The organism is Mongoliitalea sp. (assembly GCF_054166905.1).
Genome location: NZ_JBSZCK010000008.1, coordinates 1 through 15,115, shown reverse-complemented (window position 1 = coordinate 15,115; position 15,115 = coordinate 1). Strand labels below are relative to the sequence as shown.

Here is a 15,115-nt window from a genome sequence, read left to right as displayed (position 1 = left end):
TTCAATGCCGGGGATTAAAATCCACGTCTATTGATAGGTTTATCCCTTAGAAAATCATGTAGATGAGATTCATGAATTCTAATGCTGGTACTGGGTTAAAACCCACAGACGTATTTCATCCCAATTCATCCTTCATCCTTCAACCTTCCTCCTTTCAGCTCATTCCTAAATTTTCATTCTTCATTCCAAATTCCCACCCACTGTTCACAACTACCTAACCGGATATATTCCAACACCCGGATCAACGGCATTTACCACCCCTGATCGGAAAAAGAAATTAGCCATTTCTAAGGCATCTCCCTGCGAATCTTTGGTGGCACGTACTTCATGCCAATTGGGCATAAATTGATTGGGGCCTAGCCACTCGGTATTAGTGGTGGCTATCAATTGCTGGAGGTCAGTTAGATCTTCTGGATCGGGAACTCTGACAAAAAAAGAACTGATATACACGAGTACACATTGTTCTCCAACTGGATTACCAATGGCATCTTGGCAATTATCTGTTTCAAAAGTTGGATGGGCATATGCAATGATGGTATTGTCTTGGAGTGATTGTAGAATCCCTGATATATCAGAACAGTTCCTTGCATTATTCAATCTTACAGGGATTTGCTTGAATTGATATAATGGATCTTCATAGATAGTGAAATTGAATCCTTGGTCCAAGAAATTCTGGGTACGTAATAAAGTCCTGATTTCTTCATCAGAATGGCTTTTGTCTATCCCGATAAAAATATACTCCCTTGACACCTCACCCAAGGTCAACTCTTCTCCTTGATAATAGCGATAATTTAAGATGTCACATTCCTCGTTGAGTAAAGAAGATTCCATAGGCTCCATACAGGACCAGTTGATCAAGAGAAGTAAGAGGCTAGATGCGAGAAGCGAGATTCGAGAAAACATAAATGATAGAATATACATATTTATTTTAGTCAAGAAGGAGGAACTGAATATAGACCCGTGAATTAGGGAAACAAAAGATAGTAAGAAACAAGAAATCTAAATTAAGAATTCTCTTAATGCACCTTAACTCCTTAATGGTTTTTCTTACTATTTTGGTAGTAGGCAAACAAGGTTTAGAATTACCATTAAGGAATTAAGACAATTAAGCTTTTAATTCATAAACTGTGAGACTGTTCACTTTTAATTCATCCTTCATCTCTCATCCTTCATCCTTCAATCTTCATCCTTTCAAATCATTCCTCATTCTTAATTCTTCATTCCTAATTTTCCACCGTTCACTCCTCCATAGGATTCTCGAGTTTCCCCATAAACAGGATCGCTCCACTATGTTTTTCTTGGATAAAGAAGATAAATGGACGGTCAAGGGTTATTCGTATGGGACCGGAAGGGCCTGCGCTGAATCGCTCAGTAACTTCTACGATGGTGGCTGCCGCCGCTTCAGTACCTTTTTCATCTACTTCTATAAAGGCCTGATGGATTACCCTACTGATCTTTAAATCATCGGTTGGATTGGAAAATAGTAAAGTGAAATTATCAGGATGAAAGGAAAAGGGACGCACCAAGCCCATGGCCATCAAATCTTCTTTCATGTTGTCAATCTTATAGGAAATTTTGAATTTAGGCATTTTGAGAATGACAGCTCTTTCCCGGGCATTATTTCTCCATTCTGTTAGATTTTCTAGGGTCAGTAAGGGCGCCAATTGGGATAGGTCGCCTGATTCAATGAACAATACGCCCATGGAATACTGTTCCGAACTGTAAGGTATTTCTAAGTATGCGGCCCCTTGACCAAAGCCATACTTCATATCCGAAGCATCCTTGAGGTCCATCATGTCTACCTGAACTTCCTGTCCATTTCTTAAGGTGAATTTTTCTTTTTTGGTATTCGCTTTTGGGAAATTATAGGTCCAGACTCCTTTGAAATAGATGGCATTCACCAAATACATTACAGCATTTGGCGGGATTTGGTCCAGCATTTCTCGAATCAGGTTATTGGTCTGTTGGGCAATCCAGTTATTGATGATATTAACGGAGTTTTGATTGAACATATCCAACGAAGCCACTTCCGCATTGAAATAGCGGTTTGCAGCTTCTTTGAAAGGGGCTTGAACTTGATAGCCCTCTTTATACCAAATGCCATTGGCAATATTGAGTTTGACTTTAGCATCTACTTCCAGTAGAAATGTTGTCAAATCTTTGACTGCTTGGTTGGCCTCAGCCAAACTCATCCCCTGCATCTGGAGGATGTCCAAAAACTCCTGTTTGACATCCCCTTCATTGCCATTCATAGTCATGGCTAAGGCCTGATGAATGGAGTAGGGACTAAAGAACTGATTCTTGACTTCATCCGCTTGATTGAGTTGCTGAAAAAGATTGATCGCAAATTGCGTGCTCGACTCAGAAAGTTTTTCCTCAGAAGCAGATAGTGCTCTCAAATTGGGTTCAACTCTACCGGAAAGCGGAGGCTCTCCTGGTAGGCAGGCAACTACTAAAACAATTAATAACAGTACAAGCAATTTGGCAGTGATTGTTATCGAAGTGGGTAGCTTTTTAAAATTTGTTTTCATAGCAAGGCGTTTGAAAGTAAAGACGAGAGAAACTTAGCAAACGCTACAATGAATTTTATTTTTTGTGTGAATAATCTTTAGTTTTTTTGGTTAGCTTTGCAAAAAAATTATGATCAATCATCGTATTTTCATAGTACTTGTACTTTTCAGTATTTTCAGTCAAGTAAATGCTCAAAGTGGCTTAAAATTGGAGTTATATACCGGCCCTCAGTATGGGTATCAACAACTTGTGAATGACTCCCGTCCGAGTGTTGAATTTCAACCAAAATTAGCCAATCACCTAGGGTTAGGATTACTCTATACGATTAAGCCGGATTGGCAGCTTGCCATACAGTCGGAATTTACAGGTCTTGCTTATGGATATACCTTTTACCCGAATTTTCCATCTGTAGAAGATTCCAGAAGGCTTACCGCTAGAGGTGGTCAGCTATGGAATCATAGATTAGGACTTAGGAAAACCTGGGAGAAGGGTGATCATGCATTTTTTGTACAGCCCATGCTTGGTATTACCATGGCCAGATTTATCGATTATTCGGAATATGATACGCTTGCGTCATTTAATTTTTTGGCGACAAGAACTACCATCAGTGCAAATATTGGCCTTGAGCTCGGGATGAAGTTTTATACTAAAAATAAAAACTATTATATAGTAGGTCTTCGCCACCAGCAAGGCTTTAGTGATTTGTATCCTACCAATTTTAATTGGTTTAATAATGCCCCCGTTTCTACGATTCAGCGAAGAGGGTCATATACGGGATTAGTTTTGGGCTATGGGATTGATTTTAAGGGAAAGACAAAGGAAGAAAAGGAACTTTGGAAATTAGGAAAAGAGGAGCGAAAAATCAATAAACGGAATTTAGCTTGGGGTGATGGTTCCTATGTAATGATTTCAGGGTTGCTGAGGTTTAGGCCTAAATCAGAAAGGGAACAAAATCTTGAATTTTCACATATCTCTGGAGGAAATGAATTTTTGGCTGGATATACCAAAGGATCTTGGAGTCTGGAGTCTGGTTATAGCCGTTTGCGTGCATATACGAATGTCGTTTTAATAGAAGGGATAAATAATCATACACCTACTGATTATCGCATGGATGTCATACCGGTAAGAGTAAGATATCACCTAGATATAGGAGCACGTCAACGATTAAGAGTAGGGGCTTCTGCGGCTACAATGGTTATTTTGGGTTCTCAAGGACCTTATTGGAGGAGCTTTGCATTTGCCGGTAGGGGCGAAGAAGTGATTTACAACCTTGCTTCAGAGCCTGTTGAACAACAGGTGTCGGGGAAAGTGTTTTTTAACTCCGGACTGTTTGCGGAGGTTCCTATATTCAACTCAAGTATGTTGACTTTTAATTTTTCTAGAAACTTTAATAGCCCTAAAGTTGGGAAAGTTCGATTGGTAGGTGAAGTGAATTCAGAAGCTTTTGACCAGACTTTTTCAGGCTCTCTTAACGGTTGGGTGCTTGAGATGGGATATAAATTACCACTGAATACTATCTTCAAAAAGTAAAATTGATCTAGTGAATCTAGCTGAGCAATGGCGATCAGCTAGATTTACTGGAGGGAAATTTACAATAATTTTTCTTCTATTTTTCGTTTTAGATCTTTGAAAGATGCGAGGGCTTTTTTACTCGCAGCGATGGTCATGATAGGGTTTTCCATTTCCTCTATGGCTCGGATGCTTTGTGAAAACTCAGTCATACAAAGACTGCCTGTTAATCCCTTTAGTTTATGCAATAAATTTAACTTTTCTTTTTCGTCTGCCATGACAACTTTGCACAGCTTTTCAAGACTTTCTTCAATTTCTGCAAAGCCTTGATGCATGATACTACGAAGAAGCTCTGCATCGTTTGCCAACATTTCTAATAGGGACTCATAGTCAAACTCTTCCTTCCTGAGAGGAGAATCATCGCTCTCCACTCGTTTGAATATCTGCTTCACTAAATCAAGAATCTTTTGCTTTTCCAATGGTTTGGTCATGAAGTAATTCATTCCTGCAGCCAAACAAGCTTCTTTTTCTGATTGCAAAGCGCCAGCTGTTAGCGCAATTATTGGAGTTTGTGTCCCCGAATTTCCCTCAATTTCCCGTATACCTCTTGTTGCTTCAAAACCATCTTTTATTGGCATCTGCACGTCCATGAAAATTAAGTTGGGTTGATGTACCTCAAATGATTCTATAGCTTCTTGACCATTTTGAGCTTCAATGATTTCTGCTTTTGGAAAGTGAGCCATTAAAATTGTTTTTAGCAAAATCATATTGAGGGATACATCTTCGGCAATCAGGATTTTGATTGGTTCATCTCCATGTAAATCAGCTGGAGTGGTTGATTTGTTTTTTTGACGAGAGATGCTTTCCTGATCGTCTGCAAGGCTCAGCAAACAATTAAATAGTTCAGAAATTTTGGCGGGTTTAATCAGTTTTGCATCGATGTTAAGACTTTTATATCGCTCGTCATTTTGAACTTCATCAACAGAACTATAGAGAAGAATTTTCGGTTTTTTTCCTTTGAATGTGGAAATGATTTTTTTTGCTTCTCCTATCGTAGTAAGACCATCCATATAGGGCATATGATAGTCTACTATTAAAATATCATATTTTTTCGCTTCACTTAGTATTTGGAGAGCACTCAAACCATTATCCACTTCATCTGTTTCAATTTTCCAATGATTGAGAATGTCCCTAAGGATATTCCTGTTATTTGTATTGTCGTCTACCAACAGTATTTTCTTAATACTTGTAAACTCTTTGGTTTTTGTTGTGGCGCTTGTCTGAAATGGTCGCTCGATAGTGAAATGGAAGGTAGATCCTTTACCAACCTCACTGTTTAATTCAATTTGAGAGTCCATTTTCTCTGCTAACATCTGAGAGATGACTAAGCCTAAGCCTGTCCCGCCAAATTTACGTGTGGTGGAAGAGTCGGCTTGAGAGAATGATTTAAATAGCTTTTCTTGTTGTTCTTCCGAAATGCCGATCCCGGTATCCCTTACAGAGAATGTAAATAGTCCAATTCCTTGCTTAGTGGGACTTTCTTTAAATTTTACAATCAATTCTACTTCCCCGCGTTCGGTAAATTTAATTGCATTACTTAATAGGTTGACTAAAATTTGTTTGAGTCGGATAGCATCTACCACGAGGTAACGCGGCATGTCTATCTGAATATTCAACAAAAATTCCAAATCTTTGGAGGAGGTATTAAACTTGACAATATCTGCTGTTTGCTCAATAAGTTCTACAATATCAGCCTCGATTTCCTCAAGTTCTAATTTTCCGGCTTCAATTTTGGAAAAGTCTAAGATGTCATTGATGATTCCCAATAAAGAATGTGCAGAGGAGTTAGCACTTTGTACATATTGCAATTGAACTTCTGACAAATCTGTATTGATGAGAAGGTCAGTAAAACCAATTACTCCGTTTAATGGGGTTCTGATTTCATGGCTCATATTAGCCAAAAACTCCGATTTAGCCTTATTTGACTTTTCTGCTTCCTCTTTAGCTAAGATTAATGAGCGTTCCAATGCACTTTTCGTAGTGACACTCACCAACAATTCCCCGAAAATTTTTAAAAGCTTTTTTTCCGCATCTTGAAACTTATGCACTTCATGCACCCAATCAAATCCAACAAAGCCAATCAAATTTCCTTCGTGAAGCATCGGGAAGGTGACCAAGGTTTTGATACCTTGTGGTTCAATGATGGATTTCAAGTTCTCATTTTCCAAGGTAGCAATATCAGGAACTTCGAAGGTCTGACTATTTTGGTGCTGTTCAACCCATGCAGGAATAAATTCAATCGGGAGATTTTGCAAATTTTCTATTTCAGCAGGCACACCTTCAGCGCACCATTCATAGGTATTGGAAGCTGTATTTTCAATAAAATTGTAATCAAAAACATAGCCCCGATCCGCCTTCACAAATTGGGAAATTCTAGAAAGAGATTCATTGATGGTTTTGGACAAATCTTCAATTTTGGTATTGATATAGGTGGAAGAAATATCAATCATCAAGGTCTGAAGTTCAATTTGCTTATCGATTTCTTCTTTAACCAATTGCTGATCAGTGATATCTTGAGTTAACCCTATCAGTTTATTGGAAGTGCCTTCTTCTCGGATTAGCAGGATTTTCAATTTTACCCATTTGAATGTGTCATTTTTCAAATAGATTTTACCAACAAACTCGGCCTCTTTGCCAGTAGCAATGACTTGTTCAGAAATCTTCTGGATAATTACCTGATCTTTTTTGCTGTAAAAACTAAATGCCCTTTCCAGATCCATTCCGTTTTTTTCGGATAATTCATGGATCCTGTAGAGGTTTTCCGTCCACTTAAGCTCCCTAGTCTCCAAATCCAACTCCCAAGAACCCATTTTTGCCATATTCATGGCTCTTTTCAAATACACATTGGTATAGACAAGCTCGTCCTCGATTTTCTTTCGTTCAGAAATATCTCTGGAAGTGGCAACAATATACCCAATACCCTCGATGGACAAATGCTTGACGGTTACTTCCACAGGGAATCTCTCACCAGATTGCTGATGCACATTTGTCCCTTCCATAATCATGTGTGGAATTTGCTTTAATTCTTGAACATGTGCATGCCAAACCGACTGATCCTTAAAAACCTCCTCAAAATCCCATACATAGTAGTTACAAGCTTCCTCTTTATCAATCCCCAGTCTTTTAGAAGCTTCCTCATTGATGTAAAATAAATTACCATTTTCCAAAGAAACCTGCGTGGCATCTGAGGTGTTATCCATCAGTTTGATCAGAAGGGCAAGGTTGTCAGAATTTGATTGAAAGGAGTCCATAGAAAGTGGTACTAATGATTGTCAAGATATGTATGAATGCAATATAGCTTAGATTTTCAAAAAAATCCGTGGGTTTAATGGAGATTATTGTAAGGAATATTTTCCTGTTTTTTCTTCCATAGTAACGTCTGCGTTTTTACGAACCTGCATGCGGTAATAGACCAATACTTCATCGGCTCCTGCCTCCAATACCGCATCCTGAGCTTTCTTGGCTATTTCCATAAGTAATGACTGAGGTCCTTCCATGACCGTTTCAAAGGGAGTAACTACATAGCTAACTCCAGATTTCTGAATCACTTCTATAGCCCGATCCACTAAAGAATAAGTATCGATTGTTTTGCTTTTTGGTACGATTTGGATTCCTAAATTGATATGCTGTTCCATTTATTTTTGTGCTGTGTTTTCAATAATGATGACTTCCACCCTTCGATCTTGGGACTCAGATCGCTGTGCATTCCCTCTAACTATCTTTCCACCTTCGGTATACGCTAGTTGAGATTCATCTATCCCAAAAGAATCCACTAAAGCTTTGCCTACTGCCATCATTCGCTCATTTGCAAGGGTGAGGTTGTACGATAAACTTCCAGTATTATCAGCAAAGCCCGAAATGCTTAAGGAGTAACTGGGATTATCTTTGATAAATTCTACCAATGGCAGTAATTTTTTCAATTCAACCTCAGACGGCACTCGCTGATTGATATCAAAGAAAATCAACTGTTTAGAAGGGAGTAACCGGACTGTTTCCATGGCAGGTAAAGGCGAGTCTACCATTGCCTTTTCACCTTCCAAAGTCAATGAATCCAATTTATTGGGGGACAAGGCTAATGAATCCCAATCTACCGACGGGAGTGTGGTCCCGGTCCAAGCTAGTCTGGCAGGTACTACTGATTCATCTATAGGGATATTGAAAACTGGCGCACGTAAACTATCTATCGGAGAGGTAGCTGTTAGTGGTGCTACAGGTTCAGCTTCAACTTCCAATTTTTCTTCTTCTCTTCTATCATTGGAAGACATAACAGAGCTTGCAGCAGCTCCAGCAAATAGTCCTCCAAGGAATGAAGTGCCATTTACACGACGTTCTTCCCTTCTGTTGGCTTTTCTTTGTTCTTTCTGAATAGCTCTGGCATTTCTACGGGCACTTCCTCTATCATCTACGATAACCCGTTGGTTTTGAGTAGTGGTACGAGGGCTGTTGGATGTAGATGTCTGCTGACGCAAAGAGGCGTTTTCCTGTCTGAGCCGTTGAATTTCGGATAAATAAAAATTATCCAATGCAGCATTTCTTTGTGCTAAATCATTGCTCTGTGGGATGCTACTACTTGTTCGGGTTTCTGTTGTCTGCGAAGCCTGATTACGAGGCCTAGCATCAGTTGTCGCTGTTGGAGGAGTTCGTTCAGTAGGACTTGCAGCGCTCGTGGATGCTCTGCTGCGTTCACTCCTATCCACAGCTGGAGTTTCTTTGATTGAAGGGCTTCTTTGTTGAGGCGCAGGGGAGATAGGCGTAGTGGCAGGAGCGATTGAATTGAAGTTATCGAAAGCTGACTGCTCTCTTACCTTACTTTGGTAAACACTGCTTTTCTCAGCTATCAGGCTATCAATTTTAAAGTAACTTCTATTTTTTACCAATTGCATAGAATCCAAGCTTTTTTGCAATTTCTGTGCGTTTGCAAATGCTGCTGAGTCAAGTTCTTCAGTGGATAATTCATTAGCCAACAGTCGATTTCTTAGTTGTTCACTTTGTGCTTGAAAATCCCGCATCAGCGCTTTATTAGAAGTTTGTGCAGAATCTAAGGAGCGGATCCTTCGCTGCTCGGATAAAATTTGTCTATCCAAGAGTTGAAGCTGAGCATTTCGAATACTCAATACTTCTTTATCATCCTCGTATAGCTCGGTTGGGACAAATTGCTTGTCATCGCTCGTTGATATGGATGTTTCCACAGACTCCTCTACAATCGTAAGAGGCGTAAATGACCTGAGAGGGATAACGGAGGAGGCGACGAAACTCTTTTTGTTGAATCCAAAGTTGAAGCGTAAACCAGCCCCATGATTGATTATCCAATCCACTCGATTATCTGGATTTCCTCTGTAATCTGTCAATAAATTAATTGGAATTCCCGTAGGATTAGACGCTCTTGCTTGTAGTTCATTATCAAAATTTTCCCGGTATTTACCCGCTACATCATCCAGATGGTTGGTGAAAGCTCGTAAAATGTCTGTTTGAAGAAATAATTCAAGCCTGGAAGAAAGGCGAAATCGAAGCCCCAAGCCTAGGTTGGCATAAAATGTTCGTTGATCAAAGGCTTGTTCCACCTCCAACTCGTGCAGAGCCGTTTCAAACTGTCTATTTTGAATAAGGTTTGCTTGGCTGAAATCATAAAAGTTTCCAGCATCGTCCAACAAGTCTCCGAAAACCTTAAAATCCAACATGCCAAATCCAAGGTTGAGATAAGGTGCAATAAATGCAGTGGAGGAAAGGAGTCGGTCATTATCTGTTTTCAAAGAGAACCCTATGCCATAATCACGACTTTGGTTTCGGAAGTTAAGTCCTCTATCGAAATTAGGAGCATCTAGCCATAACTCCCCGTTTTTATCCGTGAACCGATCATTCATGGAGAAATCATAAAAACCATAGCGCATATAAAAACCGATGGTATTGCTCAGTCTTCGCTCTAAGGTAATTTGATAAGATGCCCCCAAGTTTTTATTGGGATTGTAGTCCAGTACATGCCTGATAGCTTCCCAATCCAATATTCCGTCAAAGCGGTAAGGTGTTAGATCTCCATAATAGTTGCTATATCCATAGGTCGCACCCAGTCTCCAATTAAATTCTTTTTGCTGGGCCCATACCTCCTGTATACTGATCCAACAAAGAAAAAAAACAAGTATTTTTTTAACAGGCTGCATGTTTACCTCCTGTTTTTAAGTCCCAACCATAAATTAAACTCCAAACTTAATCCGGCAAATGGTTGGATGTAGGTTTGACGGCCTGTGCCGCCTGCTTCATCCATATTGAGCATCACAGCCCCGACATTGAATCGGAAAACTTGGAACATTTTGTAGCCCAAACCCGCATAGATAGGCAGCCCAATAAGATCCCCTTGAATACCTTCTCCGGTGGAGGCTTCAAAATTGGTAAGGAAAATCCCTGTAGAGAATGAAGCATTACCTAAAAATTTGGTGAAACTTCTATTACCCAAGGGCAGAGAGAGACCTACATAAGGCCCATGCAAGTATTCAGTAGAGGATAATTGTCGTTTGATTGGAATAGTAGCGTATCCAAAATTTAAGGGAAGAGCATTTTGTTTCTTTTCGGTGATGTAATTCAGGACTTTCCGTTCATCTGCTAATACCAACAAATTATTGCCCAGATATTGCCTCACCTCATTGCTGACGGTGGCAGTTAATTCCTCTAAATATTTGTCGGCATATTGAGCTTTGGTATTATCCCCTGCATTCTTTCTCAAGATATTAAGGTTGGCTCTCTTAAGTTTGAGCTGTTTGCTTTGATTAAGTTTTTGAACAACCACATCACTAAATCCGCTGAAATCCCTACCCAAGAAATTTCTATAATCCGATAATCCTTGGATAACAATTTGCTCTAGTTGATTTTGAACCAAGCCTAAGCCACTTCTGCTTTTAATACCTCTTTTGGAAATTTCAAAATTGCCCCGAATGTACGCGGCTAAATTTTTGGTGATCGCCTCATTGACAAAATCGATTTGTTGCTCATCGGCTCTTATGTAATATTGAAATATCAGATCGTAATTCTCATTATTTCGCAGAGGATTACTTACCAACAGTTCAAAATCATTGGCTTCAAAGTCAAAGGCTCTTCTCCAATTATAGGATTGTCCGGATCGTTTTCCAGATCTGAAAATATCCAAACTTACCATTTCAACTCCTGTCGGAAGTTGACCTGTGATGTAAAAGCGTTCTTCGGATGGTAAGGGTCGATTATTATTAATCTCATTGGAAATTATATTGTACCGAACTCCCGTTACCTGTGCATGCAATTGAAGACTGAACAGGAACAGAAAAAGGATAGGTAAAATTAAAATTTTCATATTACGTTGGTTAGTTTAGCTACGAATCAGAGGTTAGTGTTGGATTTTTTCAAGCACCTAAAGCAATGTAAGGTAATTTTAGCCTAATTAAAAGAAAATTTAAGCCAATTTTCGGTTAGAATTTGAAAGCTTAAGGTTTTTCCTTGATATACGGTAAGATGATTTTATTCCATTGGGAATAGCCTTTTTCGTTCAAATGCAGCTTATCTTCAATAAAATAGTCCGTGTTTGGTTCTCCATTTTCATTCAAAAGCACGCTCCATAGATCAATAAATTCTAGGTAAGGTTGCCCGGAGGCAAAGATTTGCAGCAAGTTGTTTAGTTCCTCATATTCGGATTTCAAATGCCAACGGCTGATGCTAGGTTTGGGGCTAAGGATGTAAATTTTGCTAGAGGGAAAAGCGGTATGAATCCGCTGAGTTATTCCGAAAAACTCGTTCATGATCTGTAATGAAAGGAAGCCGTCGGCTAAGTCATTATCTCCCTCATAAATAAAAATTTTGCTGGGATTATAGGCTAACACCAATGCCTCTAAATGTAGATTCAAATCATCTGCTCTTGAACCTCCAAAGCCCATATTTATAACAGGTTTATCGGAAGGGAGAGCCGTTAGGTCTTTCCAAAATCTGATCGATGAACTCCCCGTAAATAGATAAGAGGGTTCTTGAAATTCTTGGGGAGGATATTTTTCTTGAAGAGCCTCCACCGCTTGCTGAAATCTAGCTTCTTGAGCGGAGAGATGTCCGCAAAATAGGATTAATCCGAATAAGAGCAGACTGAGTTTTTTTGTGATCATAACATAATTAATCTATAGAGGTGTTGGAGTGTTCAGGCTTGAACACAAACTGTCCGATTGAACATAACAAAAATACATCCAAATTCATACAAAATTAGGAGTGTTGAAATCGTCAATTTTTTTTTTGGACACAAGATTGATGATTTGGTCACTCTCAATCAAGTTTTTGTCACATAATATTTAAACCATAGAGATTTATGCATTTTTTAGCCCATTTTTTGGGGCTTTGCCATAAGTACAACAATCAATATGAACAAGCTGCAAAAATTCTTCCTATTCGCTTCCGGATATTATCTACCCTTACTCAAGCGTTGCCCCAGTGATGAGCAGAAAGTAGTAGGTATCGGTGCTACGATTTTCTTTACGGCACTATTGGCAATGTTTTCCGCAACCTACGCTTGTTGGATCATTTTTAAGTCTATGGGCTTGGCGCTCGTATTTGGGTTGGTTTGGGGGTTGATGATTTTCAATCTGGACCGATTCATAGTATCATCCATCCGAAAGAAAAATAGTTTTTGGCCGGAGCTGAAAATAGCTTTCCCGCGAATAGTATTTGCGGTGTTGCTTGCCATGGTGATTGCCAAACCTTTGGAGTTACGGGTCTTTGAACGGGAAATCGATCGAAAACTTGATGAAGAGCGCATAGAACTCTATAAAGCCAGTAAAGTAGCCTTGGAGGCTGGATTTCAAGAGATCGAACAGCTTCGGGAGGAAAAAAGGCAATACGACCAGGAACTTTCAGAGAAACTTGCCTTTCGAGATAAATTGCAGGAAGCGTATGATTGGGAGCGCTTTGGGGTAAAATCTTCGAGTAGCAGCGGGATAGTAGGTTTGGGGACCAATGCTAAAAAGAAAGAAGCTCAATTAGATGCTGCGCAAAAAGAGCTAGAAGTATTCACAACCTATGTTCAAGCCAAAAAAGACAGTCTCGATCGGCGTATTGCTTACTTGGAAGATCTAAAAACTCAAGAATTGGTAAAAATACAGCCATCCATTGATGGTTTTGATGGCTTAGGAGCGCGCTTGGATGCTTTACAAGCTGTGGGAGAGGAGCATCCCAGTATTGCTGTGGCAAGTTGGATGATTATGTTGTTATTAATTGCCTTGGAATGTGCGCCTATCTTAGTGAAGTTGTTAGCTCCCCGGGGACCTTATGATGAGCTGCTGGATTTGACTGAACAGGGAGTTACGGTGTTCGTGCGGGAAAAAACGATCAAACTGGAAAAAGCCTCAGAAAAGAGGCTGTTGGGCTTTCAAGATTAGGGGGAGCCGATTTGCTCTAGATCTTGAATAATGGAAGGGACAGATTTCCATTCGGTTAATGAAATTAGTCTCATCACGAAGCTGATTTTTTTGCCAGGACGTACCATTCCATTAGCAAGTTTGGCAATAATTACATCTCTGTTTTGAATGCTGACAACTTTATCAATACTATCAGCATACTCATTGGCAAATTTCCAAGCACCTTTACGCGCAACTTTGATACTGAAATTTGCTAAGATTTCGTCTTTCCCTTTGGCCAGCGGAATAAGTAGCTTGAATAGTGGAGAAAATCTACTGATTTGCGTTTTGGTATCATCTACCAATTCACCCAATACCACATTGATGTAATTAAAATCGGCTTCAATCAAGGATAAGTTTTGATAGTTCATCGTTTCTGCTGCTGCAATCCCTAAATCCAGATTGATATGGGCATTCATTCCCAAGAGCAAATGCTGCATAACTGTCAGATTGCGCTGCTTTGCTGCTTCAAAGCATATACGCCAACTCTCAGTTGGCTGTTGTCCGCTCATAAATTGATCAAACGCATCTATGAATCGCTTAGCAAAAATCACATCCAGTTTTTCCATACGCGGATTATCTTCAAATTCCTGACGATCAATGCCGTTTTTGATTCGAACCGTCACTTGCCTGTAAAGCACTGCAAAGTACCCGATTCTAGACTGTTGCTGCTTGCAAAAAAGGATGATTTCATCCAAGCGCTTGATGATTTCTTCGATTGTTGTCATGATTACCAGTTTTTGACGAGTGATTCTAACAAATTTCCAACGCTGTAAGCGATCATGGCTGCCAAAACACCCAAACTCAAGGTTTTAAAGATACTTTTTGATGGATAGTCGAATCATTTTGCATAAGGAGTAAGGTTAAAATTCTTTTGTTACTTGGAAACCAACAGGAGTTTGCACATGATTATGAAATTTTATTCTATTTTGGCTCAATTATTCAAAATTTTACAAAACATTTCAATTTATGAAAAAAATAAGTTTTATCGTAGTTTTTATTCTGTTTGCAGGGGTTGTTTTTGCACAGGAGTCTCCCACTCAGGTCAAAGAGTGGAAAGTAGTAACTGTTGTAGAGTCTATTGTCCCCATGGGCTTGGGCAGGTCCCGAATCATTGAAAATATGACCGAGGTAGATACGGAAGTTTTCAGAACTTCTCGAACCGATGGAAAACGCTCCAATCAGCGATCTGTGAGTAGAAAAGAGTTAAAAGTAGATAAGTTTGATGAGACCAAATTGTTGAATTTCTTTTCAGCAACCGGTATCAATTTTCAAAATATCGCTTCAAATGATGCAATGATTGGGGCGCGTATGATGGAGTTGGAATCAGAGGGTTTTGCCTTGGCTTATGTGACCTCAGCTGTTGAAAGTCACGCAGGAGAAACGGATAGTTCGGGGATATTTATAACCCGTATGTTTTTTTCTAGGGTGATACAGTTAGATTGATGATTCAGGTCCTCCTATTATTCAACTCCTGCCGGAGTTGGGAGGAATAAGGGGGCGGTATTCATTCATCCCCGAGTGGCAACTCGGGGTTAATGCCCTTTCGGGATTGAACTCCTGTCGGAGTTTTGCGAATCTTCTTTCATGAATAAGCGTAGTTGTATACGACCAAATCTCCCTCAAAAAAATTTGGGTACTTC

At 39.6% G+C, this 15,115-nt stretch carries 11 protein-coding genes; 3 read left to right on the top strand and 8 right to left on the bottom strand.

Going from position 1 to position 15,115, the window contains the following annotated elements; genetic code table 11:
• Positions 1 to 210 precede the first annotated feature (210 nt).
• Positions 211 to 903: a hypothetical protein gene (locus ACXIUD_RS01600; RefSeq protein ID WP_458050890.1), complete on the bottom strand. Its 693-nt coding sequence runs from the start codon at positions 901 to 903 to the stop codon at positions 211 to 213.
• Positions 904 to 1,238: 335 nt separating this feature from the next.
• Positions 1,239 to 2,531 carry a serpin family protein gene (locus ACXIUD_RS01595; protein WP_458050889.1) on the bottom strand — a complete coding sequence of 431 codons (1,293 nt, stop codon included), beginning with the start codon at positions 2,529 to 2,531 and terminating at the stop codon, positions 1,239 to 1,241.
• Positions 2,532 to 2,640: 109 nt separating this feature from the next.
• Between ACXIUD_RS01595 and ACXIUD_RS01590 the strand changes: the two genes are divergently transcribed.
• A complete protein-coding gene (locus ACXIUD_RS01590; protein WP_458050888.1) occupies positions 2,641 to 4,041 on the top strand; it encodes a hypothetical protein in 1,401 nt (466 codons plus the stop codon).
• Between the two features lie 59 nt (positions 4,042 to 4,100).
• Here ACXIUD_RS01590 and ACXIUD_RS01585 read toward each other — a convergent pair whose 3' ends face one another.
• The 5 genes from ACXIUD_RS01585 to ACXIUD_RS01565 form a co-directional block, all read right to left on the bottom strand.
• On the bottom strand, positions 4,101 to 7,280 hold the full coding sequence (locus tag ACXIUD_RS01585; RefSeq protein WP_458050887.1) for a response regulator: 3,180 nt from the start codon (positions 7,278 to 7,280) through the stop codon (positions 4,101 to 4,103).
• 135 nt (positions 7,281 to 7,415) lie between these two features.
• On the bottom strand, positions 7,416 to 7,715 hold the full coding sequence (locus tag ACXIUD_RS01580; RefSeq protein ID WP_458050886.1) for a thiamine-binding protein: 300 nt from the start codon (positions 7,713 to 7,715) through the stop codon (positions 7,416 to 7,418).
• Positions 7,716 to 10,235, bottom strand: a complete 2,520-nt coding sequence (locus tag ACXIUD_RS01575; RefSeq protein WP_458050885.1) for an OmpA family protein — start codon at positions 10,233 to 10,235, stop codon at positions 7,716 to 7,718.
• Between the two features lie 2 nt (positions 10,236 to 10,237).
• Entirely contained in the window at positions 10,238 to 11,395 is a 1,158-nt protein-coding gene (locus ACXIUD_RS01570) for a hypothetical protein (protein ID WP_458050884.1), read from the bottom strand.
• Between the two features lie 130 nt (positions 11,396 to 11,525).
• Entirely contained in the window at positions 11,526 to 12,191 is a 666-nt protein-coding gene (locus ACXIUD_RS01565) for a GDSL-type esterase/lipase family protein (RefSeq protein ID WP_458050883.1), read from the bottom strand.
• Between the two features lie 249 nt (positions 12,192 to 12,440).
• Here ACXIUD_RS01565 and ACXIUD_RS01560 point away from each other — a divergent pair, with 249 nt between their 5' ends.
• Positions 12,441 to 13,454, top strand: coding sequence for a DUF4407 domain-containing protein (locus ACXIUD_RS01560; protein WP_458050882.1), 1,014 nt, complete (start codon positions 12,441 to 12,443; stop codon positions 13,452 to 13,454).
• Here the strand turns inward: ACXIUD_RS01560 and ACXIUD_RS01555 are convergent.
• Complete coding sequence (locus ACXIUD_RS01555; protein ID WP_458050881.1) at positions 13,451 to 14,200, bottom strand: DUF5995 family protein; 750 nt, start codon at positions 14,198 to 14,200, stop codon at positions 13,451 to 13,453. The two genes, ACXIUD_RS01560 and ACXIUD_RS01555, sit on opposite strands and share 4 nt — an antisense overlap.
• A gap of 241 nt (positions 14,201 to 14,441) precedes the next feature.
• On the opposite strand from ACXIUD_RS01555, the gene ACXIUD_RS01550 reads away from it, so the two are divergent.
• Entirely contained in the window at positions 14,442 to 14,918 is a 477-nt protein-coding gene (locus ACXIUD_RS01550; RefSeq protein WP_458050880.1) for a hypothetical protein, read from the top strand.
• Positions 14,919 to 15,115 lie beyond the last annotated feature (197 nt).

Coding starts and splice junctions, on each gene's coding strand:
- ACXIUD_RS01600 (WP_458050890.1), bottom strand. CDS start 903: ATGTTTTCTCGAATCTCGCTTCTCGCATCTAGCCTCTTACTTCTCTTG.
- ACXIUD_RS01595 (WP_458050889.1), bottom strand. CDS start 2,531: ATGAAAACAAATTTTAAAAAGCTACCCACTTCGATAACAATCACTGCC.
- ACXIUD_RS01590 (WP_458050888.1), top strand. CDS start 2,641: ATGATCAATCATCGTATTTTCATAGTACTTGTACTTTTCAGTATTTTC.
- ACXIUD_RS01585 (WP_458050887.1), bottom strand. CDS start 7,280: ATGGATAACACCTCAGATGCCACGCAGGTTTCTTTGGAAAATGGTAAT.
- ACXIUD_RS01580 (WP_458050886.1), bottom strand. CDS start 7,715: ATGGAACAGCATATCAATTTAGGAATCCAAATCGTACCAAAAAGCAAA.
- ACXIUD_RS01575 (WP_458050885.1), bottom strand. CDS start 10,235: ATGCAGCCTGTTAAAAAAATACTTGTTTTTTTTCTTTGTTGGATCAGT.
- ACXIUD_RS01570 (WP_458050884.1), bottom strand. CDS start 11,395: ATGAAAATTTTAATTTTACCTATCCTTTTTCTGTTCCTGTTCAGTCTT.
- ACXIUD_RS01565 (WP_458050883.1), bottom strand. CDS start 12,191: ATGATCACAAAAAAACTCAGTCTGCTCTTATTCGGATTAATCCTATTT.
- ACXIUD_RS01560 (WP_458050882.1), top strand. CDS start 12,441: ATGAACAAGCTGCAAAAATTCTTCCTATTCGCTTCCGGATATTATCTA.
- ACXIUD_RS01555 (WP_458050881.1), bottom strand. CDS start 14,200: ATGACAACAATCGAAGAAATCATCAAGCGCTTGGATGAAATCATCCTT.
- ACXIUD_RS01550 (WP_458050880.1), top strand. CDS start 14,442: ATGAAAAAAATAAGTTTTATCGTAGTTTTTATTCTGTTTGCAGGGGTT.